General features: G+C 68.1%; 26 protein-coding genes. 12 read left to right on the forward strand and 14 right to left on the reverse strand.

The window, feature by feature from the left end; translation table 11 throughout:
* Positions 1-2: 2 nt before the first annotated feature.
* From GPX89_RS04545 to GPX89_RS04555, 3 genes are read right to left on the reverse strand one after another with little or no spacing between them, the layout of a single operon-like run.
* On the reverse strand, positions 3-1,199 hold the full coding sequence (locus tag GPX89_RS04545; protein ID WP_157355282.1) for a DUF7373 family lipoprotein: 1,197 nt from the start codon (positions 1,197-1,199) through the stop codon (positions 3-5).
* Positions 1,200-1,208: 9 nt separating this feature from the next.
* Positions 1,209-2,474, reverse strand: a complete 1,266-nt coding sequence (locus tag GPX89_RS04550; protein ID WP_157355283.1) for a DUF7373 family lipoprotein — start codon at positions 2,472-2,474, stop codon at positions 1,209-1,211.
* Positions 2,471-3,670 (reverse strand): DUF7373 family lipoprotein, encoded by a 1,200-nt coding sequence (locus GPX89_RS04555; RefSeq protein WP_157355284.1) that lies wholly within the window; start codon positions 3,668-3,670, stop codon positions 2,471-2,473. The genes GPX89_RS04550 and GPX89_RS04555 overlap by 4 nt, the downstream gene beginning before the upstream one ends.
* Positions 3,671-4,013: 343 nt before the next feature.
* Between GPX89_RS04555 and GPX89_RS04560 the strand changes: the two genes are divergently transcribed.
* Together GPX89_RS04560 and rsmD are read left to right on the forward strand one after the other, a co-directional pair.
* Positions 4,014-7,418 carry a pyruvate carboxylase gene (locus tag GPX89_RS04560; protein WP_157355285.1) on the forward strand — a complete coding sequence of 1,135 codons (3,405 nt, stop codon included), beginning with the start codon at positions 4,014-4,016 and terminating at the stop codon, positions 7,416-7,418.
* Complete coding sequence (gene rsmD / locus GPX89_RS04565) at positions 7,415-7,978, forward strand: 16S rRNA (guanine(966)-N(2))-methyltransferase RsmD (RefSeq protein ID WP_157355286.1); 564 nt, start codon at positions 7,415-7,417, stop codon at positions 7,976-7,978. The genes GPX89_RS04560 and rsmD overlap by 4 nt, the downstream gene beginning before the upstream one ends.
* Here rsmD and GPX89_RS04570 read toward each other — a convergent pair.
* Positions 7,969-8,376 (reverse strand): DUF4345 domain-containing protein, encoded by a 408-nt coding sequence (locus tag GPX89_RS04570; protein WP_157355287.1) that lies wholly within the window; start codon positions 8,374-8,376, stop codon positions 7,969-7,971. The genes rsmD and GPX89_RS04570 overlap by 10 nt on opposite strands.
* Before the next feature lie 100 nt (positions 8,377-8,476).
* On the opposite strand from GPX89_RS04570, the gene GPX89_RS04575 reads away from it, so the two are divergent.
* The gene (locus GPX89_RS04575; RefSeq protein ID WP_157355288.1) at positions 8,477-9,067 is read left to right on the forward strand and encodes a TetR/AcrR family transcriptional regulator; all 591 of its coding nucleotides are present in this window, start codon (positions 8,477-8,479) and stop codon (positions 9,065-9,067) included.
* Positions 9,068-9,173: 106 nt separating this feature from the next.
* Here the strand turns inward: GPX89_RS04575 and GPX89_RS04580 are convergent, their stop codons facing one another.
* Positions 9,174-9,521, reverse strand: a complete 348-nt coding sequence (locus tag GPX89_RS04580) for a hypothetical protein (RefSeq protein ID WP_157355289.1) — start codon at positions 9,519-9,521, stop codon at positions 9,174-9,176.
* Positions 9,522-9,543: 22 nt separating this feature from the next.
* Here GPX89_RS04580 and GPX89_RS04585 point away from each other — a divergent pair, with 22 nt between their 5' ends.
* Positions 9,544-10,491: an RNA polymerase subunit sigma-70 gene (locus tag GPX89_RS04585; protein ID WP_268893246.1), complete on the forward strand. Its 948-nt coding sequence runs from the start codon at positions 9,544-9,546 to the stop codon at positions 10,489-10,491.
* 93 nt (positions 10,492-10,584) lie between these two features.
* On the opposite strand, the gene GPX89_RS04590 is transcribed toward GPX89_RS04585, so the two are convergent.
* The gene (locus GPX89_RS04590; RefSeq protein WP_157355291.1) at positions 10,585-11,739 is read right to left on the reverse strand and encodes an alkaline phosphatase family protein; all 1,155 of its coding nucleotides are present in this window, start codon (positions 11,737-11,739) and stop codon (positions 10,585-10,587) included.
* Between the two features lie 237 nt (positions 11,740-11,976).
* On the opposite strand from GPX89_RS04590, the gene coaD reads away from it, so the two are divergent.
* On the forward strand, positions 11,977-12,462 hold the full coding sequence (coaD, locus tag GPX89_RS04595) for a pantetheine-phosphate adenylyltransferase (protein WP_157355292.1): 486 nt from the start codon (positions 11,977-11,979) through the stop codon (positions 12,460-12,462).
* Between the two features lie 51 nt (positions 12,463-12,513).
* Here the strand turns inward: coaD and GPX89_RS04600 are convergent, their stop codons facing one another.
* Positions 12,514-13,323, reverse strand: coding sequence for a PDDEXK family nuclease (locus GPX89_RS04600; protein ID WP_157355293.1), 810 nt, complete (start codon positions 13,321-13,323; stop codon positions 12,514-12,516).
* 847 nt (positions 13,324-14,170) lie between these two features.
* Positions 14,171-14,599: a GtrA family protein gene (locus tag GPX89_RS04605; protein WP_456237923.1), complete on the reverse strand. Its 429-nt coding sequence runs from the start codon at positions 14,597-14,599 to the stop codon at positions 14,171-14,173.
* 296 nt (positions 14,600-14,895) lie between these two features.
* Between GPX89_RS04605 and GPX89_RS04610 the strand changes: the two genes are divergently transcribed.
* The 6 genes from GPX89_RS04610 to GPX89_RS04635 all read left to right on the forward strand — a co-directional run bounded on the left by GPX89_RS04610 (position 14,896) and on the right by GPX89_RS04635 (position 18,914).
* Positions 14,896-15,642, forward strand: coding sequence for a DivIVA domain-containing protein (locus GPX89_RS04610; RefSeq protein WP_157355294.1), 747 nt, complete (start codon positions 14,896-14,898; stop codon positions 15,640-15,642).
* 80 nt (positions 15,643-15,722) lie between these two features.
* Positions 15,723-16,382, forward strand: coding sequence for a YceD family protein (locus GPX89_RS04615; protein WP_157355295.1), 660 nt, complete (start codon positions 15,723-15,725; stop codon positions 16,380-16,382).
* A gap of 2 nt (positions 16,383-16,384) precedes the next feature.
* Entirely contained in the window at positions 16,385-16,567 is a 183-nt protein-coding gene (gene rpmF, locus GPX89_RS04620; protein ID WP_040811046.1) for a 50S ribosomal protein L32, read from the forward strand.
* Between the two features lie 17 nt (positions 16,568-16,584).
* Complete coding sequence (gene rnc, locus GPX89_RS04625; protein WP_328601499.1) at positions 16,585-17,355, forward strand: ribonuclease III; 771 nt, start codon at positions 16,585-16,587, stop codon at positions 17,353-17,355.
* Complete coding sequence (gene mutM, locus GPX89_RS04630; protein WP_157355296.1) at positions 17,356-18,213, forward strand: bifunctional DNA-formamidopyrimidine glycosylase/DNA-(apurinic or apyrimidinic site) lyase; 858 nt, start codon at positions 17,356-17,358, stop codon at positions 18,211-18,213.
* Between the two features lie 119 nt (positions 18,214-18,332).
* Positions 18,333-18,914, forward strand: a complete 582-nt coding sequence (locus GPX89_RS04635) for a dihydrofolate reductase family protein (RefSeq protein WP_157355297.1) — start codon at positions 18,333-18,335, stop codon at positions 18,912-18,914.
* Here GPX89_RS04635 and GPX89_RS04640 read toward each other — a convergent pair.
* The 6 genes from GPX89_RS04640 to GPX89_RS04665 all read right to left on the reverse strand — a co-directional run bounded on the left by GPX89_RS04640 (position 18,911) and on the right by GPX89_RS04665 (position 23,699).
* Positions 18,911-19,363 (reverse strand): DUF350 domain-containing protein, encoded by a 453-nt coding sequence (locus GPX89_RS04640; RefSeq protein WP_157355298.1) that lies wholly within the window; start codon positions 19,361-19,363, stop codon positions 18,911-18,913. The two genes, GPX89_RS04635 and GPX89_RS04640, sit on opposite strands and share 4 nt — an antisense overlap.
* Before the next feature lie 31 nt (positions 19,364-19,394).
* On the reverse strand, positions 19,395-20,558 hold the full coding sequence (locus tag GPX89_RS04645) for a glutathionylspermidine synthase family protein (RefSeq protein ID WP_328601500.1): 1,164 nt from the start codon (positions 20,556-20,558) through the stop codon (positions 19,395-19,397).
* Complete coding sequence (locus GPX89_RS44310) at positions 20,558-22,138, reverse strand: hypothetical protein (protein ID WP_157355299.1); 1,581 nt, start codon at positions 22,136-22,138, stop codon at positions 20,558-20,560. The genes GPX89_RS04645 and GPX89_RS44310 overlap by 1 nt, the downstream gene beginning before the upstream one ends.
* Before the next feature lie 27 nt (positions 22,139-22,165).
* Complete coding sequence (locus GPX89_RS04655) at positions 22,166-22,447, reverse strand: acylphosphatase (protein ID WP_157355300.1); 282 nt, start codon at positions 22,445-22,447, stop codon at positions 22,166-22,168.
* A 57-nt stretch (positions 22,448-22,504) separates the two neighbouring features.
* The gene (locus GPX89_RS04660; RefSeq protein ID WP_157355301.1) at positions 22,505-22,969 is read right to left on the reverse strand and encodes an OsmC family protein; all 465 of its coding nucleotides are present in this window, start codon (positions 22,967-22,969) and stop codon (positions 22,505-22,507) included.
* A gap of 70 nt (positions 22,970-23,039) precedes the next feature.
* Complete coding sequence (locus tag GPX89_RS04665) at positions 23,040-23,699, reverse strand: HAD family hydrolase (protein ID WP_157355302.1); 660 nt, start codon at positions 23,697-23,699, stop codon at positions 23,040-23,042.
* 124 nt (positions 23,700-23,823) lie between these two features.
* On the opposite strand from GPX89_RS04665, the gene GPX89_RS45765 reads away from it, so the two are divergent.
* Entirely contained in the window at positions 23,824-25,008 is a 1,185-nt protein-coding gene (locus tag GPX89_RS45765) for a cytochrome P450 (RefSeq protein ID WP_198347257.1), read from the forward strand.
* The last annotated feature ends 107 nt before the right edge of the window (positions 25,009-25,115 follow it).

Consider the following 25,115-nt stretch of genomic DNA (forward strand, 5'->3'; position numbering starts at 1 on the left):
CATCAGATGTGACCGTAGGCGAGCAGAGCGTACTGCGCCGAAAGTCGTTGGCGCAGAACCTGGGACTGGTCGGCGTACACCTCGGCCACATAGTGCTCGTAGGGCAGGTAGCACAGGAATTTCGCGCCCGCTCCGTCCTCGTCCTTGCGCTGCAGGCACCGCGCGGTGGCCAGGCCGGGCGGCGGGTCCGCGGCCTTGTACCGGTCGGACAGCTCGTCGGAGAAGGCCCCGGCGAGCTTCACCGCGCCCACCGCGTCCCTGGTCCGATAGATATTGCTGAGCGAGCGCGCGACCAGATCGACGCCCGCGTCCTCGTAGGCGCGCTTGGAGGCGACCGGGCGATCGTCACCGGTGAGGGCGGCGTGCGGTGGATACAGACCCTCCGCCGACGCCGGATCACCCTGTTCCAGTGGAAGTGTGCGGCCGAGCAGGTCCTCCGGATCGGCGGCCAGGCCCGCGAGCCGGTCGACCGGGGTGGGCTGGTAGCCCTTCATCGACTCGATCGTCCGATCCAGCGAGTCGCGGGTCGCGTCGAGCAGGGAACCGGGACCGTCGGGAACGGTCAGGTCATCGTTGACCCAGAGCCAGTACAGGTAGTTGTCCTGCGCGTACAGGGTTTTCACCGAGTCGAGGTGGCCGAGCACGGATTTCGCGGCCGGATATCCGGGCACCGTCAGCGGGCCCTTGTCCGGGAACTCCGGATTCTGCCGGCTCGCCAGGAAATCCCTGGCGCTCACGGCCTGCTCGGGCTTCAGGAACCGCAGCACCGTGAGATCGATCTCCAGGCCGAAGGTCCGCTCCGCCCGGTGCCGCCCGCCGGTCTTCCACCCGGCGATCAACCCCGGTGTCCCGGCGGCGAAGTTGTCGATGTCCGGGTCCGGGTAGTCCGCGGTGACCGCGCCCGCGAACTCGCCGATCACCAGCCGATCGTCGATCTCGAACGGCAGCGGCATGTGCTCGGCCATCCGGATCGATTCCTGCACCAGATCACCCACGGTGATATCGGTGCCCTTGCCCGGGATCGTCCACGGCGTGACCGGGTAGTTGCCCGGATCCAGTTGGGAGACATCGACGACGGGAACCTTGGCCGCGGGCGTGGCGGGCGGGTGCCCGCCGGACCCGCACGCGGCCGCCAGCACGGCCGCCAACGCCAGCAACAGGATTCGCCCGGGCCGGGATCTCGATCGCGCGATACTCATGGCCCGCCGCTATCCGCTCTTGACCAGCATCGAATACTGGGCGGCCACCCGCTGCACGAACGAGGCCGGGACCGCACCGCCGAAATCGGCCACCGCCCCGATCACCGCGACATAGCGGCCGTAGACCACCGCGCAGAGATAGGTGTAGTTCCGGATCGGCTCGGGCTCGTCCAACTGCACGCACTGCGAGTCGGTGATGCCCGGCGGGTTCGGGAACTCGTCGTCGTCGCGGCCCAGCGTGGTCAGTGCCGTCTGCAGGGCGAACGCCGCGGCCAGATCCCTGGTGCGATAGACCGTGGCCGCATTGCGGGCGACGAGATCGACCCCGGCCGCCGCGAACGCCCTGCGTGCCGCGACGCCGTCGCGTTCGAAGTGCAGCGCGCCCGCGGCGCTGTAGATCTCACCGGACTGGCCGAGGCCACCGCTGGGATCGGAGTCGCCGGTGCCGAACCGGTTCGGCAACGTGATGCCCATGATGTTGTCCGGGTTGGTCGGCAGGTCCGGAATATCCTCGAGCGGAGTGGGTTTCAGATCCGCCATCTTGTCGAGCTGAGCACGCGCCATGGCCCGCAAGCGCTCGGCGAGGGCGTCCGCCTGCTGGACCATGGCGTGGCCGACGATCGCGTACACGCCGTGCACCGCGAAGACCTGACCCTTCACCTCCGTGGTCGACGAGGCCCGCGCATCGATGCCGTCCAGTGGTATCGGGTGGATCCGGGGGCCGCTCAGCGCTCCGAAGAAGCCGTCCACGGCGGCTTGGGCCTTCTGCTCGGTCGGGAAGCGCAGGATCGCGAGCGCGATGTACTTGCGATGGCGAATGCTGTCGTTGTTCCGCGAAACATAAGCGCCCGAGATCAACTGGTTCTGCTGGGCGATCGACTGCCAAGCCTTCGGGAACGGCGCGTCCGCGGCGAAGATGTCGCCCGGGTCGGCGAAATTGGCGTCAGAGGTGTCCAGCGTGCGGGCGCCGTCCAGGTACCTGACGTCCGGATCGATCTCGTCCGGGCTCACCAGATAGGTGAGCATGCGCCGCGACTCCATCCGGTAGGCGTCCGCGGCCCCGTCGTAGAGCGGGTCGTAATCGATCGGGGCCGAAGGATACGGTCCCACTTGGAGTTTCGACCAGTCCGGAGGTGTCATGCCGGGCACCGGATGCCCCGGGACGGTGGACGAGGCGACCGCGACACCGACGGCCAGCACCGCCGCCACCAGGGCTGCCACCGGCAAACCCGTTCGCCACCCGAGGATTTCGCGGACCCGCCGTAGCTGTTTCATCGGCTCGTCACCAGCACGTACTCGGCGGCGGTCTTCTGGTACAGCTCCGTCTGATTGAGCGCGACGGCCTGCACGTTGTACCGGTCGACGTGAAAAGTGCACTGCTTGTACCCGGGCTGCCCGTTCACCAGGTGCGCGAAGCAGCCGATATCGCCGGTCATCCCCGGCGGCGGGGCGATGGCCCGCTCGTTCTCGGTCAAGGTGGTGGCCGGATTTCGCTTGTCCCACAGCGCGCGTGCCGCCGCGCCGGTCCGGCTGTGGAAAACCAGCGCGTCGCCGTAGCCGACCAGATCGATGTCGCCGATCGTCAGATAGTCGAGATCGCCGGTGTCCAGGCTCTGGATCGAACCGCGCCCGGTGTACGCGCCGTCCGGGTCCGGACGCCACGGCTCTTCGGGATTCGTCGGCAGGGTGCGCCCGAGAATGCCGTCCGGGTCGAGCGGCATGTGCTCGAACTTGTCCGCCGGGGTCGGCTGGAACTTGTCCAGCAGCGGCAGCGCCACATCGAGCATCCGCTCGGTGCGTCCGGTCAGATCCGTGAGATCCGGTGTGGCGGCCAGCTCGTCGACGATCTTGATGAAGACGACGTAGCGGTCGTGCACGGTCCACGCCCCGATCGAGGCCACGTTCGGACGCCAATGCGCCTTGGTGTCAGGGTATTTCGCGAGCGTGACCGCCCGGTTGTCGGTGTTGTAGGTGAAGTCGTCGTGCTCGAGCGCCGGACCGACGGTCGCGGCCCGATCGGCGTCGGGCAGTTCCAGCACCGCGAGACTGAGTTTGCGGTGCAGGTCGTCGGCGTCCGAACCGCTGCACCAGGTATTGACCCAGCCGCCGCGCAGGTCGTGGGCGACGTCGTCGAAGGTGTCGTTGATGAGCAGGTCGCCCAGACCCTTGTGATTGGTCACCACGTGCGGGCGCACACCGTCGGAACACTCGAAGGTGTAGCCCGGATCGGACTCGAACGGCAGCGCCACATAGTCCGACAGGCGCTGTGACTCGCGGACGCGGGATTGCTTGTCGGTCTTGGCGTTTCCCACCACGCGCGGCGTGATCTGGTAATTGCCGACCTCGAGGCTCGCGGGATCGGTCTGCTGGCGGACCGGGGTGCCCTCGACGGTGGTGGTGCACGCGGTGGCCGCGGCGAGGACGAGCGCGACGAACACCCACAGCGGTGCCCGTGACGCGAAAACTCTCAACGTCCCCTCCTCGGCCCGGAATTTTACCGTCGCTCAACACTTCTCGCGCGAGATTGCGGCGCGCCGCCGGATCGCGGGCGCCGCGCGGCTGTGTGCTCGGACACGATCGCGCGGCGATCCGGACGCGAGCGCGTCTCGGGATGCGGGACCGTACCGGCGGGTCCTGTCCCGGCTTCGCTTAGCAAGTCGGCGAATTCCGTGGTCGGAGAGGCGCGACCCTCACCGGCAGGCATGTATCGCGGTGATTAACACAAATTCGCAACAGAGAAGTCCGGACTGTGAAGATTGCACCGAACGGGACTTCGATGCCCGATCCGTATCCGCGGGCAGGTACCTTCTACGCATGTTCTCCAAAGTCCTGGTCGCCAACCGCGGCGAGATCGCCATTCGCGCCTTCCGCGCGGCCTACGAACTCGGCATCGGTACCGTCGCGGTCTTTCCGTACGAGGACCGCAACTCGGTGCACCGGCTCAAGGCCGACGAGGCCTACCAGATCGGTGAGCCCGGACATCCGGTGCGGGCGTACCTGTCCATCGAGGAGATCATCAAGGCCGCCAAGAGCGCCGGCGCGGACGCCGTCTACCCGGGTTACGGATTCCTGTCGGAGAACCCGGACCTGGCCGCCGCCTGCGCCCGCGAGGGGATCACCTTCATCGGCCCGTCCTCGACCGTGCTGGAACTGACCGGTAACAAGGCGCGTGCCATCGCCGCCGCCAAGGCCGCCGGACTGCCGGTGCTGCGCTCGAGCGAACCCTCCTCGGATGTGGACGCGCTCGTGGCCGCCGCCGAGGAGATGGAGTTCCCGCTCTTCGTCAAGGCCGTCGCCGGCGGTGGCGGGCGCGGCATGCGGCGCGTCGCCGACCCGGCCCAGCTGCGCGAGTCCATCGAGGCCGCCGCGCGCGAGGCCGAATCCGCCTTCGGCGACGCGACGGTGTTCCTCGAGCAGGCGGTGGTCAACCCCCGCCACATCGAGGTGCAGATCCTCGCCGACCAGCAGGGCAATGTCATCCACTTGTTCGAGCGCGACTGCTCGCTGCAGCGCCGCCACCAGAAGGTGATCGAGCTCGCGCCCGCGCCCAACCTGGATCCCGCACTGCGCGAACGCATCTGCGCCGACGCGGTGGCCTTCGCCCGGCAGATCGGCTACTCCTGCGCGGGCACCGTGGAATTCCTGCTCGACGAGCGCGGCAATCACGTGTTCATCGAGATGAACCCGCGAATCCAGGTGGAGCACACGGTGACCGAGGAGATCACCGACGTCGACCTGGTGCAGTCGCAGCTGCGCATCGCGGCGGGGGAGAGCCTGGCCGATCTGGGACTGAGCCAGGACGGCATCCACATTCGCGGCGCGGCCCTGCAGTGCCGCATCACCACCGAGGACCCGGCCAACGGCTTCCGGCCCGACACCGGCCGCATCACCGGCTACCGTTCGCCCGGCGGCGCGGGCGTGCGCCTCGACGGCGGTGCGAACGTCGGTGCGGAGGTCGGGGCCTACTTCGACTCCATGCTGGTCAAGCTGACCTGCCGCGGACGCGATTTCGCCACCGCGGTCGCCCGGGCCCGGCGCGCGGTCGCCGAATTCCGTATCCGGGGCGTGACGACCAACATTCCGTTCCTGATGGCGGTGCTGGACGATCCGGACTTCCGCGCGGGCAAGGTGACCACCTCGTTCATCGACGAGCGGCCGCAGCTGCTCACCCTCAAGAGCTCGGCCGACCGCGGCACGAAGATCCTGAACTACCTCGCCGACGTCACCGTGAACAAGCCGCACGGCTCGCGGCCGACCAAGGTGTACCCGCACGACAAGCTGCCCGCGCTCGATATGACCCAGCCTCCGCCGCCGGGCACCCGGCAGAAGCTGCTGGAGCTCGGGCCGGAGGGGTTCGCACAGTGGCTGCGTGATCGCGAGGGCGTGGCCGTCACCGACACCACCTTCCGTGACGCGCACCAGTCGCTGCTGGCCACCCGCGTGCGCACCAACGGCCTGCTCGATGTCGCCGGGCATGTGGCGCGGCTGACCCCGGAGCTGCTGTCCATCGAATGCTGGGGCGGCGCAACCTATGACGTGGCGCTGCGGTTCCTCTTCGAGGACCCGTGGGAGCGCCTGGCCGCGCTGCGCGAGGCCGTGCCCAATATCAACCTGCAGATGCTGCTGCGCGGGCGCAACACCGTCGGCTACACGCCGTACCCCGAGAAGGTCACGCGCGCATTCGTTTCCGAGGCCACCGCCACCGGCATCGACATCTTCCGCATCTTCGACGCGCTCAACAATGTCGACCAGATGCGCCCGGCCATCGACGCGGTGCGCGAAACCGGTACGGCCCTGGCCGAAGTCGCGATGAGCTACACCGGCGACCTGTCCAACCCGAACGAGAACCTCTACACCCTCGACTACTACCTCAAGCTCGCCGAGGAGATCGTCGACGCCGGGGCGCACGTCATCGGCATCAAGGACATGGCCGGACTGCTGCGCGCGCCCGCCGCGCACACCCTGGTCACCGCGCTGCGCCGGGAATTCGATCTGCCCGTGCACGTGCACACCCACGACACCCCCGGCGGCCAGCTCGCGACCTATCTCGCCGCCTGGCAGGCCGGGGCGGACGCGGTCGACGGTGCGTCGGCGCCCATGGCGGGCACGACTTCTCAGCCTGCTTTGTCGGCCATCGTTGCGGCGGCGGCCAATTCGCCCTACGACACCGGGCTGAACCTGCAGCACGTGTGCGACCTCGAGCCGTACTGGGAGGCGCTGCGCAAGGTGTACGCGCCCTTCGAGTCCGGGCTGCCGGGCCCGACCGGCCGCGTCTACACCCACGAGATTCCGGGCGGGCAGCTGTCGAACCTGCGCCAGCAGGCCATCGCGCTCGGACTGGGTGACCAGTTCGAGGAGGTCGAGGCGAAATACGCTGCCGCCGACCGGATGCTGGGCCGCCTGGTCAAGGTCACCCCGTCCTCCAAGGTGGTCGGCGACCTGGCGCTGGCGCTGGTCGGCAGCGGCGTCGACGTCGAGGACTTCGCCTCCGACCCGGGCCGCTACGACATCCCGGACTCCGTGATCGGTTTCCTGCGCGGCGAACTCGGCACCCCCGCCGGCGGCTGGCCCGAGCCCTTCCGCAGCCGGGCGCTCGCGGGTCGCGGACCGGCCAAGCCGGAGACCCAGCTGACCGCGGTCGACGAGGCCGGACTGAACGGCACCGCCGCCGAGCGCCGGGCCACCTTGAACCGGCTGCTGTTCCCCGGACCCGCCTCCGAATTCCTCGCGCACCGTGAGAAGTTCGGCGACACCACTGGGCTGTCGGCGAACCAGTTCTTCTACGGCCTGCGCCACGACGAGGAACACCACGTCCAGCTCGACAAGGGCGTCACCCTGCTCATCGGCCTGGAAGCCATCTCCGAGCCCGACGAGCGCGGCATGCGCACGGTCATGTGCATCCTCAACGGGCAGCTGCGCCCGATCATGGTGCGCGACCGGTCCATCGCCAGCGAGATCCCCACCGCCGAGAAGGCCGACAAGACCAACCCGGGCCATGTCGCCGCCCCGTTCGCGGGTGTGGTCACCCTCGCTGTCTCCGAAGGCGATTCGATCGCCGCCGGTGACACCATCGGCACCATCGAGGCCATGAAGATGGAGGCGGCCATCACCGCCCCGCGCGGCGGTACCGTGCGCCGCGTCGCCATCGCCAAGGTCCAGCAGGTGGAGGGCGGCGACCTGCTCGTCGACGTCAACCTCACCGAGGCCGCCGCCGAATGACCCGCATCGTGGCAGGTACCGCCGGGGGCCGACGCCTACGCGTCCCCCCGGCGGGCACCCGCCCCACCTCCGACCGCGTCCGCGAGGCGCTGTTCTCACTCCTGCACGCCCGCATGGACTTCGACGGCCTGCACGTCCTCGACCTCTACGCGGGCTCGGGCGCGCTGGCCCTGGAAGCGTTGTCGCGCGGCGCTTCCCACGCCCTGCTGGTGGAGGCCGACCGCAAGGCCGCCGCCATCATCCGCGGCAATATCGGCGACCTCGGCCTCCCCGGCGCGGAACTGCGGCAGAACTCGGTGACCAGCGTGCTGACGGGCACCCCGCCGGAGCGCTACGATCTCGTCTTCTCCGACCCGCCCTACGACCTCGACGTGGCCGAAGTCCACTCCGACCTCCGGGCTCTGGCCGGCAACGGCTGGCTCCACGACGACGCCCTCATCGTCGTCGAACGCTCCACGCGCTCCCCGGAACTCGCCTGGCCCGACGGCTACTCACCCCTGAAATCCCGCACGTACGGCGAGACTCGAATCGACCTCGCCGAATACGGCGATCAGCCCTGACGGGCCAGTGCCGCGCGCACCGGACGCCCGGTGACGTTCTGCAGCAGTGGGATATAGATCAGCGGTACGGCCAGTTCGACGACGATCATGGCGATGTAGAACGGGTGCGGCCAGCCGACGTACGCGACGGTCAGCAGGCGTACCAGACCGCCGGCGAAGAACACCAGCATCAGTAGGTGGATCAGGCCGGCGTGCCGGTCCAGATCGCTTGCGGCCCATACGCAGAGGACGCCGTAGGCCAGGAACAGCACCATGGAGAACCGCACGTCGCCGTCCAGGGTGGCGTTCGGGGTGTTCGCCCCGATGATCGTGCCCGGCCCGATCAGGATGTGCGCCAGGGCGATCAGGATGTCGGCGATACCGAAAACAACGAGAAACCAACGCAATACGGCCTTCATGACCGCCTCCTCGAGGTGGCGTCGACACTAGTACACGTGTGTCTACTAGTGAAGATCAGCCTAAGCGCGTTAGTACACACGCGTCAACTATGGTGGAGCGATGCCGCCGCGCCGCCGACTCACGCCCGACCAGCGCCGAGCCGAGCTGCTCGACGTCGGCGCGCGGATGTTCGCCGAACTGCCCTACGAACAGGTCCAGATGGACCAGATCGCCGACCGCGCGGGCATTTCCCGCGCCCTGCTCTACCGGCACTTCCCCAAGAAGAGCGCCCTGTTCGCGGCCATCTACCAGCGCGCCGCCGAACAGCTGCAAGCCCAGGTCCGCATCGATCCCGAACGGCCCCTGGCCGACGAGGTAGCCGCCGGACTCGACGCCCACCTCGACTACTTCGCCGCCAACCGCCACACCGTCCTGGCCGCCAACCGCGACCTGTCCGGCGACCCGGTCGTGCAGGCCATCGTCTTCGGCGACCACACCGCCATGCACGACGCCGTCCTCGCCGCCACCGGCCTGACCGGCCCCCAACGCGCCGCCATGTCCGCGGTCCTCACCTCCTGGCTCATGTTCGTCCACACGCTGTGCCTGGAATGGCTCGAACACCGGAACCTCACCCGAGACCAGGTCCACGCGGCCTGCCTGGGCGCGCTCACCGGAACCATTGCCGCACTCCAGGACTCATCACACCCCTGACGCGGGGCAGCGGAACGCCGCTGCCGACGGGTTCTCGGGCTACCCGCCGACCGAATCTCGGTGCTCGAGGCCGCGCTCGAAACGTGTGGTGTCGGATTCCAGGCGGTCAGGCGATCCGCCGCAGACCCGCCAGCATCCGCTTCACATCGGCGGCGGATACCGCGTAGTCCTGCTCCTCCTCGCTGATGCCTTCGTCCACCCAGCCGCGAATGAGTGTCGCGAGGTCGGTGCCACGCTTGGTCGCGATCTCCTCGGCGCGGCGTCGCTGTCGCACGGTCAAACGGACCGTAGTGACGACGAGCGTGTCATCGGCCTTCGTGGGCGCTTCGCTACGCGAAGGCAACACCGCATCCGCGTCGAGTGTCTCGCCGAAGACGAGTTCCCCGGACGCAGCCGCAGTGGCGAGTTCCTCTGCCTCCGCTAGTTCGCGAAACTCAGTGTTTTCCGAGGTCATTGCTTCGCCTCCCAATCTTCGAATGCAGCTACCTGCTCCGGCGTCATTCGCGCGGCGTACACGATCTGATGATCGAATCCGCCGAGCGGTCGCAGGACTGCAAGTATCGGTGTGCCGCCAGGTGTGCGAGTCCACACGGCCAGCCCGGGCGCGCCGGTCTTGGTGGAGACGGTCTGCACGCACCTGGCTCTACAAGATCGCCACCATGGCGTGCCTGACCGCCCTCGACGGACGTTCCCGCAGACCCCTGCCGTCGGGACTGGCCGCGCCGCAAGACGATCACCGGGTGACCGTCGCCGCCCGGGAACCCACGGTGCCCTGGCTGCAGCCCGCCCCCGACGCCCTGTTCGGGTTCGACGATCCGGCCGTGATCGTGGCCGGGCGGACCGGCGTGCGACTGGCTTTCATCGCGGCCCTGCAACTCCTGCCCGCCCGCCAGCGCGCGGTCCTCACCCTGCGAGATGTCCTGTCCTTCCGGACCGCCGAGGTCGCCACCATGCTCGACACCACCCCGACGGCGGTGGACAGCGCCCTACGGCGAGCCCGAGCCCGCCTCGCCCAGGCCGGACCGGTCGAGACCGACCTGGCCGAACCGGACGAACAAGCCCAGCGGCAGGTGCTGGACGACTACGTCGACGCCTTCACCCGCGCCGACCACGCCGCCCTGCTCGCCCTGCTGCGTGCCGACGTCGAAATGGAAATGCCCCCCATCCCAACCTGGTTCACCGGCCGCACCGCCGTACACGGCTTCCTCACCGCCCGCGTCATCCGCCCGGACCTGTGGCACCTCACCCCCACCCGCGCCAACGGCCAACCCGCCCTCATCGCCCACAAGCGCACGGGAGATCACTACGAGGCGTATGGAATCCAGGTCCTGACCCTGATCGGCGCCAGGATCGCCCGCATCACCTCATTCAACGACCCAACCCTGGTCCCGGCCTTCGGCTTCGCGCCCGTCCTCGAAACCTGAACCGCGAGCGGCGAATACGACCGAAGCGCCATGAAAGACGGCGATGCCCGCCGTGCGTGGCACGGCGGGCATCGTTCGAAGGCGTCGGGAACGTCAGTTCTCGAACAGGTCCTTGAAGGACTCGGGGGCCTTGTGCTGGCAGGTGTTGGCCAGACAGCCCAGGTCCCAGAGGTGCTCGATGGACGACAGGACCGAGTAGTGGTCGGTGACGTCGGTCGAGACCTTGTGGTGCGGAGCGGGCTTGCCGGGCTCGCCCTTCTCCTTGTGGACCTTGTCGGAGTTGATCACCAGCAGCGGGGCGTCGCCGCCGCCGAGGACCACGCCGTTGGCGCCGACCGGGCTGCCCGGGCCGCCGGAGAAGCCGGAGTAGTCGTTCTCGTCCCAGGCGACCACGATGCTGGACCGGGTCTTCTTCCAGGTGTCCGAGTTCATGATCTTGGTGATGGTGTCCTTCAGGTAGGCGTCACCGGTCTGAATCGGACCGTGCGAGACACCGGAATCCGGGTACGCGCACTTGGGCTGGTTGATCTTCGCGGCGTTCGAGGCCGACATGCCGTGCATGTCCTGGCACAGGTCGGGGCTGATCCAGGTGAAGGCGGGCACATTGCCGCTCTTCAGGTCCGCGTCGAAGTTGTTCTCGAAGGGAACCACCTTCTGCAGGCGGGCATTGTCGGACGTGACATCCGAGAAGTACATGAACGGGTTGTGCTTCTGGGCATACAGCGAGACCCCGGTGTCGCCGATCGGTGCGGTCGCACCCGCGAAGCCGGCCGAGGGCATGGCGCCCATGTAGGCCTTCCAGGACTTGCCCTTGCCCTCGAGCTCGTCGACCAGGTTCTTGCCGGCGAACATGTGCGGCTTGTTGGTCGCGGAGGTGATCTGCTCGGGGGTCAGCGCGGCGCCGGAGGTGCCGTCGCCGGAGTTGGGGACGAATTCCTCAGGGGCGCACTTGGAGTCGGCGCCGGCCTTGCAGTCGTCCCAGATGCCCTGGAAGTCGCCCGAGAACATGGACAGGTAGTTCGGCAGCGACGGGTGGGTCACGCCGTGGAAACCGGTCGAGACGCCGTAGTCGTTGGCCAGCTGGTTGATGAAGGGGGCGTCGGCGGTGTTGCCGAGGATGTCGTCGTCGCCCTGGTTCTCCATCATGATGTAGAAAATATGCTCCGGGGCGGCCCCCTGGCCGTGTCCCGGGTCGGCGGACGCGGTCGCGCCCACCAGGCCGCTGAAGGCGCTCACGGTCGCAGCCACGGAGACTGCGATCTTGCGACCCAACGATGCCGATGCCATGTGTGTACTTCCTGATCGATCGAAATTGCCGGTGCAGCTTCGCAATCGATTGCGAACGATCATGGCGAGCAAACCGAACAGTATGCAAACAGGTGGCGGCCAGATGCGGGGTTGCAAAACCATAGCTGACCAGGCATGACTGAAATGTCCGTTTTGGGTTCGCGCGGCGGCCGGACGGCGATGCGGTAGCGTGCGGCCATGGCTGGAGCACTGTGCCCGGGGTCTTTCGACCCGGTGACCAACGGACATCTCGACGTTTTCTCGCGCGCCGCCGAACAATTCGACGAAGTGGTCGTGACCGTCGTCGTGAACCCCAATAAACAGGGCATGTTCACCGTCGAGGAACGCATGGAGCTGATCCGCGAGGTAACCGCCCATCTCCCCAACGTCCGCGTGGCATCGTGGCGCGGCCTGCTCGTCGACTTCGCCAAGCGAGAGGGCATCACCGCCATCGTCAAGGGCCTGCGCGACGCCACCGACTACGCCTACGAGCTCCAAATGGCCCACATGAACCGCAAACTCAGCGGCGTCGACACCTACTTCATCGCCTCCGACCCCGCCTACACCTACGTCTCCAGCTCCCTGATCAAAGAGGTCGCGGCCCTCGGCGGCGACGTCGCCGAATTCCTCCCGCCGGTCGTCCACAAGCGCCTGCTCGCCCGGATCGCCGAACGCAAAAGCTGACGCCGCACCCGTAGGGGCGCAACCCCTTTCGCCCCTACGGGTATCGAGCGGTCACAGCGCGCGAACGGAGGGACTCCGCGGCTCCGGCGCGGGAGCGGGCTCGACCCGCCCGTCCGCCGGCCGCCGGTGCGCGCCCAGCGCGGCCCGCAACCGGCCCGCCACGCGGTCGTGCACCAGGTCGTCCCAGGTCCAGCGCACCACCTCGAAACCCAGGGTGCGCAGGTAGGTTTCACGGATCCGCTCGCGATGCACGAGGGTCGAGAGGTCCTGGCCGGGCCGCAACAGGCGGCCGTACGCGACCGGCCCGTCGAATTCGCACACCACCCCCGCGCCCGCGTAATAGAAGTCCACCCGCCCGACGAAGCGCCCGTCCGGGGTGAAGACATTGCCCTGGGAGCGCGGCGCCGGTAGCCCGGCCCGCTGAATCATGATGCGGCTCAGCGATTCACCGATACTCTGGCTGCGCCCGTCGAGCATCGACAACACCTGCTTCGCCTGATTGATGCCGTATCGCCCCTTGGCCCGCGCGAGCTCCCCGGCGAGTTCGGCGGTCCCGAGCCCGAAGGACCCCGCCAGCGCGTCGCCCGCCACCACGGCCACCTCCAACGGCAGTGTCAACGCCAGGTCCACCACCGTCCGTGCCGGAGTGGTGACCAGCATCCCCTCCACTGCCACCGCCGAATCCACCGGCGAGCCGTGCACTTTCACCAACGGCCTGGTCCGCCCACCCCCACGGCGATTGCGGGTGACGCACACCCGCTCCAGCGGCGCACGCCACACGGTCGTCCCATAGAGCACCGCCGCCGACTGATGGCTCACCACCGCCCCGGCCGCCATCTCCGCCACCACCGCCGCCACCATCCGCCGATGCCACTCCCTGCGCCCCAGCCCCGAATCCCCGCACCTGGGCGTTGTGCCGCCACGTTCGGGCGTCGTGTCATCACCTTCGCGCGTCGTGCCGCCATGCCCGGAAGTCGGATCGCTGTACCTGGGTGTTGTGTCGCCGCACCCGGCTGTCGGACCGCCACGTTCGGGCGTCGTGTCACCACCTTCGCGCGTCGTGCCGCCACGCCCGGAAGTCGGGTCGTTGTACCTGGGTGTTGTGTCGCCGCACCCGGATGTCGGACCGCCACGTTCGGGCGTCGTGTCACCGCGTCCGTAGCCGGTAGTACCGCGCTCGAGTGTTGTGTGGCTGCGCCGGGGCGTCGTGCCTACGGTCCGCCCCTGTGGGCTCGGGCGACCGGCGTTGTGCGGCCCGGGTCCCCGCCGTACGCCGTACCCCTCGTGCGGCGTAGGGCGGGTTCCGCCTGCGGCGCACTGCCGTCCGTTACTCGAGCTCACGTCGGTGCCGGTACTCGCGTCCGCGCTGGTGTCCGCGTGTGCGCCGGTGCCCGCGCCCGCGGTGGTTGCGGCTTCGGCCGTCGCGGGTCCGGTGGTCATTCGTCCTCCTGCCGGGGACGCGGTGTGCGGCGGTTGCGGACGCAGGATCCGCATACTCGGCCCAGTGGTCGCCGTGGCCCCGGGGCGGTCGTATCCCGCCGTCCGCCAAGGCATCCGCGCCTTCGATCCATGTCGAACCCCTCTCATCGATCGGATGCTTAGTTGGACGCGGACATTCCGAGAGGGGTTCCGTCGATTCCGGGAACGACGAAACCTCGCACCGAGTGGCGGATTTCACTCCGGTGGTGCGAGGTTTCGGGGGAGGGTGTCAGAAGACCCAGAGGCGCAGGGTCAGGAAGCGCATGGTGCCGACGGCGGCGGTAATGGCCAGCACGGCAACGGCTTCGGCGATGTCGCCCATGCCGGGGGCGGTGACCTCCAGGATGGCCAGCGCGCCGGAGGTGATGGCGAGCCCGGCCAGCGCCAGCGCGCCGCCCTCCAATTGCGCTGTATACCACCGCACCCGGTCCGCGGCCTGGAAGGTCAGGCGGCGGTGGAGTTCATTGGCGAGCGCGGTGCTCACGATGGATCCGGCCAGATTGGCCACCTGCGGCCCGCCGCCGTAGAGGGCCAGGAACAGCAGCACGTAGCCGACATTGCTCAACCCACCGACCAGCGCGAACCGAATCAGCTGAGCGAGCGCCGATTCGCCGCGGCGCAACCAACTGCCGAGCCGCCCGAGTCCCTGTGACAGCATCTCGTACAGGGCCTGCGAGCCATGGGCATAGGTGTGCACCAGTTCTGGTACGGGCATCGTGACCCGCTCCGGAATCTCGTGGACAGCCATTGTCTTTCCCCATCTGCGTTCTCGTCCCTACAAGTAAACACCAAGCGGAGTTATTCCCTCCACTTGTTTTTGCCGTCTGTGAAACAGGCCATGTTTCGGAAAACCCGCGACACGCCGTGTCGGACCTTGTTGACAGCGCTGAGATTGGCAGACTGGCGGGAGCGGAGAGTCTCGCCGTGAGTCCTGGCTAGAGAGTGGGGTAGCACATGTACCGGGTATTCGAAGCGCTCGACGAACTGGTGGCCATCATCGAAGAGGCCCGCGGCATCCCGCCGACCCGCAACTGCATCGTGCCGCGCGGCGAGGTCCTCGAACTGCTCGATGACGTCCGCGAGGCCCTGCCCGGCGAGCTCGACGACGCCCAGGACGTCCTCGACCACCGCGACAAGATCGTCACCGACGCCCGCACCGGCGCCGAGACCACCGTCAAGACCGCGAACGAGCAAGCGCACCACACGGTTACCTCCGCCCGCGACGAGGCCGACCGCATCCTGGCCGACGCCAAGGCGCACGCCGACCGCATGGTCGCCGAGGCCCGCGCCCATGCCGAGCACCTCGTCGCCTCGGCCGAGGAAGAGGCCGAGCGCACCGTCGCCGACGGACAGAAGGAATACGACTCCGTCACCGGCCGCGCCCGCGCCGAGGCCGACCGCCTGGCCGCCGCGGGGCAGGCGTCCTACGACCGCTCGGTCGCCGACGGCAAGGCCGAACAGGAACGCTTGGTCTCCCAGACCGAGGTGGTCCGCGCCGCCCACGCCGAATCCGCCCGCCTCATCGACTCCGCCCAGGCCGACTCCGACCGTCTCCGTCAGGAATGCGACGACTACGTCGACGGCAAGCTGGCCGACTTCGAGGAGACCCTCTCCAATACCCTCCGCATCGTCGGCCGCGGCCGCCACCAGGTCCGCTCGGGCTCCTCGATCCCGGATTACGCCTCCGAATTTCGTCGCTGAGGCCAATTTGGGCCGCGAACGGGCCTTTCGGTAAGGTGGGGTGGTTGCCCATTCCACACCTAGTCGTGAGGTAGTTCGTGATGTCCGCCGATTCCGGTAATGGCTCGCGTCATCGTCAGAAGCTGACGGACGCGGGTTTCGTGCTGGACGTACGCAGTCTCGGACGCGCCCCCGGATCCATGCGCGAGCTGCACCGCACCTTCACCGCCGACGAGAAGATCGGTCTCGATCTGGTCGGGGTGCCCGCGGGTGCGGAGATCGAGATGGATCTCACGCTGCAGTCGGTCTCCGAAGGTGTGCTCGTCACCGGCACGGTCTACGCCCCCATCGAGGGCGAATGCTCGCGCTGCCTCGAATCGTTCACCGACGAACTCGAATTGCAGCTCACCGAACTGTTCGCCTACCCGGACAGTACGACCGAGCAGACCACCGAGGAAGACGAAATCCATCGCCTCGTCGACGATTTCATCGACCTCGAACCGGTGGTCATCGACGCCGTCGGCCTGGAGCTGCCGCTGCAGCCCCTGTGTGAACCCGACTGCGCCGGTTTGTGTCCGGAATGCGGCGTCAAGATGGCGATTGCGGGTTCCGGCCACGGTCATGAGATACTTGACCCTCGCTGGGCCGGACTCGCGAATTTCGCCGCTGAGTCCACCGATACGGAATCCGTGTCGGACCCATCAACCGATTCGACTCTTGCGGGACACAACGGTGCCGCAAGCAAGACAGAGGAGAGCTAGTCGTGGCCGTTCCGAAGCGCCGGATGTCCCGTGCCAACACCCACGCGCGTCGCAGCCAGTGGAAGGCCTCCGCGCCGACCCTGATCACCTGCCCGAACCGCGCCTGCGGCCAGAAGACCCTGCCGCACATCGCGTGCCCCTCCTGCGGTACCTACAAGGGCCGTCAGGTCACTTCCGCGATCTGATTCGCGTCCAGCCGACCGTGACCGCCAGCAAGGACGCGGCGGATCTTCCCGCCGTAGGTGATGCAGCAGACCATGCCAGCCTGCTCGAGGCTCTCGGCGTGGACGTACAACCGGAGCTTTTGCGCCTAGCGCTGACGCACCGGTCGTACGCCTACGAGAACGGTGGCTTGCCGACCAACGAGCGCCTGGAGTTCCTCGGCGATTCGGTGCTCGGACTGAGCATTACCGAACGCCTCTATCTGGAGCACCCGGACAAATCCGAGGGCGAGCTGGCCAAGTTGCGCGCGAGCGTGGTCAACATGCACGCGCTGGCCGAAGTGGCCCGCTGTCTCGGTGAGGGCGGTCTCGGCCGCCATCTCCTGCTCGGTAAGGGCGAGGAGCTCACCGGCGGGCGGGACAAGCCGAGCATTCTCGCCGACGGCATGGAGTCGCTGCTGGGTGCGGTGCACCTGCAGCACGGCATCGACGTGGCACGCACGGTGGTCCTGCGGCTGTTCGCCGATCTGCTCGAGCGCGGTCCCCGCATGGGGGCCGGGCTCGACTGGAAGACCAGCCTGCAGGAGTTGACCGCCGAGCGTGGCATCGGCGTGCCCAGTTACGAGATCACCTCCACCGGGCCCGACCACGACAAGGAGTTCACCGCCACCGCGGTGATCGGTGGTCAGGGTTACGGCCAGGGGGTGGGCCGCTCCAAGAAGGAAGCGGAACAGAAGGCCGCGGGCGCGGCCTACAAGGCGTTGCACGCCGAGAACGCGTCCGAGGGTTCGGCGGACGGCTCCAAGAGCTAGATGCCCGAACTCCCCGAGGTCGAAGTCGTCCGGCGCGGGCTCGCCGAGCATGTGGTGGGCCGCGTACTGGACCGGGTGACCGTCAAGCATCCGCGCTCGGTGCGCCGGCACGAGCTCGGCGGGGACGATCTCGCCGCCCGATTGGCCGGTCTGCGCGTCGACGGCGCGCAGCGGCGGGGCAAATTCCTGTGGCTCACCTTCGACGAGCCCGATACCTCTCTCGTCGTGCACCTCGGCATGTCCGGGCAGATGCTGGTACAGCCCGCGACCGCGCCGCTGGAGAAGCACGCGCACATCATCGCCGCGCTCGACGACGGCAACGAACTGCGGTTCGTGGATCAGCGCACCTTCGGCGGCTGGATGCTCTCGGATCTGGTCGAGGTGGACGGCACCTGGGTGCCCGAGTCCGCCGCGCACATCGCCCGCGATCCGCTGGATCCGCTCTTCGACGCGGACAAGGTCGTGAAGACGTTGCGCGGCAAGAACTCTGAGATCAAGCGGCTATTGCTGGATCAGACCGTGGTGTCCGGGGTCGGCAACATCTATGCCGACGAGGCGTTGTGGCGGGCCAAGATTCACGGTGAGCGCCCCGCGGCCAAGCTGACCGGGCCCGCGCTGCACGCGCTGCTCGCCGAGACCCGGCACGTCATGGGGGAGGCGTTGCAGGCCGGGGGCACCTCTTTCGACGCGCTCTACGTGAACGTCAACGGGCAATCCGGGTACTTCGAGCGGTCGCTCAACGCCTACGGGCGCGAGGACGAGCCGTGCCGGCGCTGCGGCGCGATCATGCGCCGGGAGAAGTTCATGAACCGTTCGTCTTTCTCCTGCCCGCGCTGCCAACCCCGCCCGCGCGGCTGAGACCAGCAGGTTTTCTTCGCGGTCCGGCCATCCGGTGCGACTCGAGCCTCCCTATCGAGCGCGATTAGGCGCTACCTTTTTCACTAGCGGCATGCAGTTGTGCCGACTGGAGGAAATTGATGCGCAAACTGACTTACTACGTCGCGGCCACCATCGACGGGTTCATCGCCACCGATGCGGGCTCGGTCGACTTCTTCCCGGTCGGGGGTGACCACGGGCCGGCGATCATCGCGCAGTATCCCGAGACCCTCCCCACCAAGGTTCGTCAGGTCCTGGGCGTCGACAAACCCTGCCAGAACTTCGACACCGTCCTCATGGGCCGCAAGACCCACGACTTCGGCGTCCGCACCGGCACCTCCAGCCCGTATGCGCACCTGCGCCAGTTCGTGGTGTCCACCACGCTGCCGGAGAACCCGGCCCCGGATGTGGAGTTGATCTCCGAGGATCCGATCGCGCGCGTGCGGGAACTCAAGCGCGAGAAGGGACTCGGCATCTGGCTGTGCGGCGGCGGCGAACTCGCCCAGTCCCTCATGCCGGAGATCGACCAGGTCTTCCTGAAGCTCTATCCGATCGTCCTGGGCCACGGCCGCCCGCTCTTCGGCACCGGCTCCCGCCTCCCGGAACCGTCCAAGTTCCGCGTGATCACCAGCCGTGTCTTCGAAGACGGCGTCGCCTTCCTCAAGTACGCCCGCGTGCGCTAGAGGATCGCTACCGCGACGACCAGGCCGATAGCGAGGTGGGCGGCGGAGACGACGACGGCCTCGGTGCTGAATTCGGGGTTCTTCAGGACCGCGCCGATCTGGATGCCGAGGACGAATTCGAGGCTGCGGACGGCGATCACCTGGGCGATGATGCCGACCAGGCCGTAGACGGCGGTGGCGATCAGGCCCTCGGCCAGTTTGCCCGCCTGGGCGTAGATGGCCAGGACCACGATGAACGCCGTGCTCAGCATGGCCGCGGCGCTGACGATGATGGCGTTCGGCAGGCCGCGCGCCACCATGGCGCGCAGGCTGCCGGGCGTCGTCCAGTCCACGGTCTGGAAGCCGATGAGCAACAGCACCAGGCCGAGCAGGGCGTAGAGCAGGATCGCGCCTACGCCGCGGCCGAGGGAGTGCCAGTACCCGGCTTCGAGGGCGAGTGCGGTGGTCATCGGTGATCCTCCGGGTCGGGTGAATCAGGGCCTATTGCGGTATGCGGTGCGGGACGAAGGTGGAGCTGTCGTCGGTGATGAGGCCGACGGTTTCGCGGATGCCGAGTCCCGCCGAGGTGTCGCCCACGATCCAAGCACCCAGTACCGGTCGCATGCCGTCGAATTCGGGGAGCGGGTCGAGCAATTGGTAGACGTAGCCCTCGTCGCCGTAGACGCCGCCGGTGGCGGTTTCCAGGCCCGCGCCGACAATGGTCATGTTCGCGCCCTCGCGGCCCAGTTTGGGCTTGCGGATGTACTCGGTGAGCTCGTGCGGGTCGTCGAGGTAGCAGGGCAGCAGGTTGGGGTGGCCGGGATACATCTCCCACAGCACGGCCAGGATCGCCTTGTTGGACAGCAGCGTCTTCCACAGCGGCTCGATCCACATGGTTTCCGGGAGCGACTCGACCACGCGGCGGCCGAAGTCGTCGTCGAGGGCCCATTCCCACGGGTACAGCTTGAAGATGGCCTCGATGGGCGCTTCGGCCAGATCCACGAAACGGTGGAGTTCCGAGTCGAATCCGACGTCCTCGATGGGCAGGGCGACGGTGTCGAAGCCGGCCTCGGCGGCGGTCTCCTGCATGTAGGCGGTGGTGACGTTGTCCTCGCCGGAGGAGTCCGCGCTCGACCAGCTGAAGTGCAGCTGACTGCCCGGCAGCACCTCGAGCATCTCACCCCAGCGTTCGACCAGCTTCTCGTGCAGGGAGTTCCACTGGTCGTCGTCGGGGTGGGTGTCGGTGAGCCAGTGCCACTGCACGATCGCCGCCTCCAGCAGGGAGGTGGGCGTATCGGCGTTGTACTCCAGCAGTTTCGCCGGTCCGCGGCCGTCGTAGCGCAGGTCGAAGCGGCCGTAGATGTGCGGGTCGGAGCGGTGCCAGGATTTGGTGATGTGTTCCCAACTCCATTGCGGCAGACCGAAATCCGCGAATCGACCGGTCACCACCACCTGTTCGACGGCGTGCAGGCACATGGAGTGCAGCACCTCGACCTGTGCCTCCATCGCCAGGATCTCGGCCATGTCGAACTCGTAGTGCACCGATTCGTCCCAGTACGGGCGGGGCTGGCCGTTCGCGTACTGCCCCGGAGAACCGTAGACCAGACCCTGGCCCTCGATGATCCGCTGCCAGCCCGGCCGGGGATTGCTGCGCACCCGCCGCACTAGGAACCGCCCTTTCCGTGCACCTTCGCGCCGAGTCCGCCGCGTTGAATCGTGCTGCCGCTCTTGGTCTTCACCGTCGCGCCGCTGGGTATCGACGTGCTGCCGCCACTCGGGGCGTGCCCGATGGAGCCGCTGCCGCCGTAGTAGTAGCGGTACGAGTGTCCCGCCAGGAAGAAGAAGCCGGGGTGAATTCCGCTGTCCCCGTGGTCGGTCGCGTCCGAACAGTAGTTGTCCGGAACCACGACCTCCTGATTGTCCTGCGTCGCGGTGACGGTCTGCCCGTTCCCGATCGGCACCGTCTCACCCTTGTTGGCCACCACCGTGCACATGGCCGTCACCTCGGGCCCGTTCCACGCCTCGGCCACCAGATACCCGCCCCCGACCAGCGCCGCGATACCCACCACGGCCGCACCGCCGACCAGCAGCCGCTTCTTCTTGAGCCGCTTGGCTTCCGCGGCCTCCGCCTCGGCCCGCTCCTGCTCCTCGGCCCGCTTGCGCGCCTTCTCCCGCGCCCGCGCCTCGGCCACCGTGGGCGGCCGCGGCTTGGTGATCCCCTCCTCCTGGGTGGTGATACTCCCGCGCCGCCGCGGCGGCGCCTCCTCGACGGGCGCGGGCACCGCCGCCCCCTCCGGCTCCACCGACGGCACCGGCAACACGAGCCCGGCCCCGCCCAGCAGCGGCGGCCCATCGCTCACCCCGGACGCCGGGCCACCGCTCCCGAAAGCCCCGGAACCGCCATGAAATTCACCCGCCAGACGATGATGCGGCTCCCCACCAGCCTGCTCGGTCCCGAAGCCCGCGGGAAACGGAAGCGTCGGCTGATGCCCGCCCGGTTCCCCGGGCTGCCCGGCGCCACTACCGGTTTCACCGGGTGTCTCAGGAGTCCGCCACGGCTCACCGGCACGGCCCGATGCGGGTTCATGAGGCAATCCGGACGCGGATTCGCCTCCGCCGGAGCCGAAGTCGCCCGGAAGCGCGAGGGTGGGCTGATAGCCACCGGGAGGGGGCTGGCTTCCGCCCGAGGCGGGTTCGCCGGACGATCCGGACGCGGATTCAGTACTGGCGGGCCCGAATTCGCCTGGTAGGGGGAGTCTGGGCTGATGGCCGCCAGGCGTCGGACCGCCGGATAGCGGGGGCTGGTGGCCTGCGCCGGAACCCGGCTGGAATCGGACGGTGGGGTCGTTGCCTCCCGCCGCATGGACCTCGTCACCGGAACCGCCGGTGCCGGAGGCGGGCTGGGTGGTCCGTGCCCGGGTGGGCTCGGATCCGGCGGCGAATCGGATGGTCGGCTCGTTGTGGCTGCTGGAGGGGTCGGGGAACTGGACGGTTGGGTCCGTTTGGGGTGTGGGGGATTCGCCTGGAGTGAATCGGACGGTGGGCTCGTCGCGGCCGCCCCGCGCTGGATCGGTGGCGGGGTTGCGCACCGTCGGGTCGGCTCCGACCGGCGGGTCGGATTCGCTCACCACGGGGTAGTGGAATTCGCCGGGGTGGGGGGAATCGGCTGGGGTGGTGGGCGGTTCGGCGGGGTCGGGTGTGGGGCGGTCCGGGGTGTCCGGGCTGCCGGGACGATCAGTGGGCATTGGTCGACTCCGTGGGCTCGCCGCTCGCTAGCGTTCTTCGAATCCTGTCATGCCGCCCTGGGCGGTGTTCCAGTCTTCCACCACCAGGTTTACCCGACCCGGTGTAGTACCGGAACGTAGCAGGTCGAGCAGGGTTTCGCAGCGGTCGCGGGGACCTTCGGCGACGACGTGGACCCGACCGTCGCGGTGATTGCGGGCGTAGCCGGTCAGGCCCAGTTCCAGGGCGCGCGAGCGGGTCCACCAGCGGAAGCCGACGCCCTGGACGAACCCGTGCACCCAGGCGCTGAGCCGGACCGGATCACCGCTCATGCCGTGCCCATTCGCGAATGAACGGGGCGATGCGCCGCAACCTCCGCGCCTGACCGCTCATTCGTCGACGCGGAAGGTGAGGTTCACGGTGGTGCCGGCCTTCAGGGTGCGGCCGACCGTGCACACCTTGTCGATGGCGCGCTGCGCGGCGACCAGCAGGCGCTCGCGCGATTCGGCGTCGAGTTCGCTGAGGTCGAGTTCGACCTCCTCGTTGAGCTCCGGGTACACCTCGTTCTCGCGGTCGGCGTCGCCGGAGACGTGCACGGTGGCGTCGAAGCTGTCGCCGAGGCGGCGCGAGAGGGTGAAGTCGGCGCTGAGCCCGGTGCAGCCCGCGAGCGCGATCTTCAGCAGCTCACCCGGGGTGAAAGCACCCGGCACGCCCGCGGACGCGATGGACACCTCGGCGCCACGGTTGTTGCGGCCGGTGTAGGCGCGGGTGCCGGTGCGTTCGGCCCACAGCTTGACCGGTTCGTCGGCCTGAGCGGTGGCGGCGGTGGTCGGTGCGGCGGTCTGTTCGGACATGAGGAAGATCCTCCCATTGGGTCACCCGGGACAACCATCTGGTTGCCGATCGTTCGGAACGCTGCCGTCGTCAGCGGAATTCCGCCAGCAGCTCTGGGGTGACGTCCTTCAGGCTGTCGGCGACGAACGATGCCTTCGCGATGGCGTCGGCGGCGGGCGGGTACTTGGGATGCGGGACCGCGATGACGGTCATGCCCGCGGCGTGCGCGGCGCGCAGGCCATTGCTGGAATCCTCGATGGCCACGCACAGTTTCGGGTCGATGCCGAGCCGGGCCGCCGCCTCGAGGTACCCGTCTGGCGCGGGCTTGCCGCGCTCCACTTCCTCGGTCGAGACGGTCGCCGCGAACAGCTCGGCCACACCCATGTGCTCGAGCACCACGTCGATGAGCCGCCGCGGTGAGGAACTGGCCAGCCCGAGCGTGTAGCTTGCCCCCAACCGCCGCACGGTGTCGACCGCGTCCGGCATGAGCGGCAGATGCTCGGCATACCGGTCGGCCATGCGCGAGATCACATCCTCGGCGACCTGCTCGGGCGTGCGGCGGCCATCGAGAAGATCCTTGCTCGTGTACTCCGACCATTCGGCGGTGCTCATCCCCATGAACCGATCCTGGGTGTCGGCCAGCCATCGCCCGCCCAGCTCGTCGATGTACTCGCGCCGTACCTCCTCCCAGATGGGTTCGGTGTCGATGAGTACGCCGTCCATGTCGAAAACGATCGCCGCGATAGCCATGGCTTTCATCGTCCACTGACTGGGATCGGGGTGTGGAACCGGGTCGGGCTGTCCTGCGCAGGGTTTAGCGTCCGAATGGAAGACCTGTTGCTGCAAGTGAATACCGAGGTGGACCGTGGGCACGGTGACCGACATCTACGATCCGGAGCTCTATGTGGCCGGGCCGATTCACGAGATCTTCGCCGAGTTGCGGCGCACCGATCCCGTGCACTGGCAGGAGATGCCGGGGGAGCCGGGGTATTGGGCGGTGCTCAAGCACGCGGATGTGGCTCATGTGGCGCGGAATCCGGAGTTGTTCTCTGCCGAGCGGCAAGGCGTGCTTCTGGAGAATCTGCCGCCCGAGCGGCTCGAGCAGACCCGGAACATGATCTTGATGATGGACCCGCCGCGGCACACCGAATACCGCAAGCCGCTGGCCGAGCATTTCAAGGCGCGGGTGATCGGTGAGATGGAGGACAGGGTTCGGGAGCTGAGCCGGGCTCTGCTCGAAAGTGCCGACGGTGATGTGGAATTCGTGCACGATGTGGCGGGGGTGTTGCCCAGTCAGGTGGTGGGCGGGTTGTTCGGGATTCCGGCGGAGGATTGGCCGAGTATTCGGCAGTGGGCCGAACAGTCCACGAGCCAGCAGGATCCGGAGCTGGTCGGGGATTTCGACGTGACGGCCGAGCTGACCAAGATGGCCATCTACGCGATTCAGTTCGCCATGGCGCGGCGCGCCCAAGAGCCGAAGGCCGACCTCACCTCGCTCATCCTGGCGGGAGAGTTCGGTGGAAAAGCCATGTCGGATTTGGAGTTCGGCAGTTTCTTCACGCAGTTGGTGACGGCGGGCAACGACACCACCAAGACCATGCTGTCCTCGGGGCTGGAACTGCTGTTGCAACATCCGGAGCAGCTCGCGGCGTTGCGGGCGGACCCGTCGCTGATTCCCGGTGCGGTGGAGGAGATCCTGCGCGTCGCCAACCCGATCCACTACTTCCGGCGCACCGCCACCGCCGACACCGAGATCCGCGGCGTCCCGATCAAGGCGGGGGACAAGGTGGCGATGTGGTACACCTCGGCCAACCGTGACGAGGACGTCTTCGCCGACGCCCAGCGCTTCGACATCCGTCGCAACCCCAACCCGCACTTGTCCTTCGGCCTGGCCCAGCACTTCTGTCTGGGTGTGCACCTGGCGCGGCTGGAGGGCCGGGTGTTCCTCGAGGAGCTGCTGGCCCGTTTCCCGAAGATCGAGCAGACGGGTGAGTCCCGGCGCATCCGCTCGAACCTGAACAATGGCCTCAAATCGCTGCCCCTGCGCCTGACGCGGTAACCGCCGCGGGGCAATGTTCGCGTCCCCATCACCGGGCCGACGCCCGCTCGTTACCCGCGCCCGCAACCCTTTCCGGATCTCGGTTCACTCGTTCGGGTGGCCGGTGG

This window comes from Nocardia terrae (assembly GCF_009760405.1).
Taxonomy (GTDB): Bacteria; Actinomycetota; Actinomycetes; order Mycobacteriales; family Mycobacteriaceae; genus Nocardia; species Nocardia terrae.

Bases quoted from the DNA above. Each gene is read 5' to 3' on its own strand.
- GPX89_RS04545 (WP_157355282.1), bottom strand. From the start codon at position 1,199: ATGAGTATCGCGCGATCGAGATCCCGGCCCGGGCGAATCCTGTTGCTG.
- GPX89_RS04550 (WP_157355283.1), bottom strand. From the start codon at position 2,474: ATGAAACAGCTACGGCGGGTCCGCGAAATCCTCGGGTGGCGAACGGGT.
- GPX89_RS04560 (WP_157355285.1), top strand. From the start codon at position 4,014: ATGTTCTCCAAAGTCCTGGTCGCCAACCGCGGCGAGATCGCCATTCGC.
- rsmD (WP_157355286.1), top strand. From the start codon at position 7,415: ATGACCCGCATCGTGGCAGGTACCGCCGGGGGCCGACGCCTACGCGTC.
- GPX89_RS04570 (WP_157355287.1), bottom strand. From the start codon at position 8,376: ATGAAGGCCGTATTGCGTTGGTTTCTCGTTGTTTTCGGTATCGCCGAC.
- GPX89_RS04575 (WP_157355288.1), top strand. From the start codon at position 8,477: ATGCCGCCGCGCCGCCGACTCACGCCCGACCAGCGCCGAGCCGAGCTG.
- GPX89_RS04580 (WP_157355289.1), bottom strand. From the start codon at position 9,521: ATGACCTCGGAAAACACTGAGTTTCGCGAACTAGCGGAGGCAGAGGAA.
- GPX89_RS04585 (WP_268893246.1), top strand. From the start codon at position 9,544: ATGCAGCTACCTGCTCCGGCGTCATTCGCGCGGCGTACACGATCTGAT.
- coaD (WP_157355292.1), top strand. From the start codon at position 11,977: ATGGCTGGAGCACTGTGCCCGGGGTCTTTCGACCCGGTGACCAACGGA.
- GPX89_RS04600 (WP_157355293.1), bottom strand. From the start codon at position 13,323: ATGGTGGCGGCGGTGGTGGCGGAGATGGCGGCCGGGGCGGTGGTGAGC.
- GPX89_RS04605 (WP_456237923.1), bottom strand. From the start codon at position 14,599: ATGCTGTCACAGGGACTCGGGCGGCTCGGCAGTTGGTTGCGCCGCGGC.
- GPX89_RS04610 (WP_157355294.1), top strand. From the start codon at position 14,896: ATGTACCGGGTATTCGAAGCGCTCGACGAACTGGTGGCCATCATCGAA.
- GPX89_RS04615 (WP_157355295.1), top strand. From the start codon at position 15,723: ATGTCCGCCGATTCCGGTAATGGCTCGCGTCATCGTCAGAAGCTGACG.
- mutM (WP_157355296.1), top strand. From the start codon at position 17,356: ATGCCCGAACTCCCCGAGGTCGAAGTCGTCCGGCGCGGGCTCGCCGAG.
- GPX89_RS04635 (WP_157355297.1), top strand. From the start codon at position 18,333: ATGCGCAAACTGACTTACTACGTCGCGGCCACCATCGACGGGTTCATC.
- GPX89_RS04640 (WP_157355298.1), bottom strand. From the start codon at position 19,363: ATGACCACCGCACTCGCCCTCGAAGCCGGGTACTGGCACTCCCTCGGC.
- GPX89_RS44310 (WP_157355299.1), bottom strand. From the start codon at position 22,138: ATGCCCACTGATCGTCCCGGCAGCCCGGACACCCCGGACCGCCCCACA.
- GPX89_RS04655 (WP_157355300.1), bottom strand. From the start codon at position 22,447: ATGAGCGGTGATCCGGTCCGGCTCAGCGCCTGGGTGCACGGGTTCGTC.
- GPX89_RS04660 (WP_157355301.1), bottom strand. From the start codon at position 22,969: ATGTCCGAACAGACCGCCGCACCGACCACCGCCGCCACCGCTCAGGCC.
- GPX89_RS04665 (WP_157355302.1), bottom strand. From the start codon at position 23,699: ATGGCTATCGCGGCGATCGTTTTCGACATGGACGGCGTACTCATCGAC.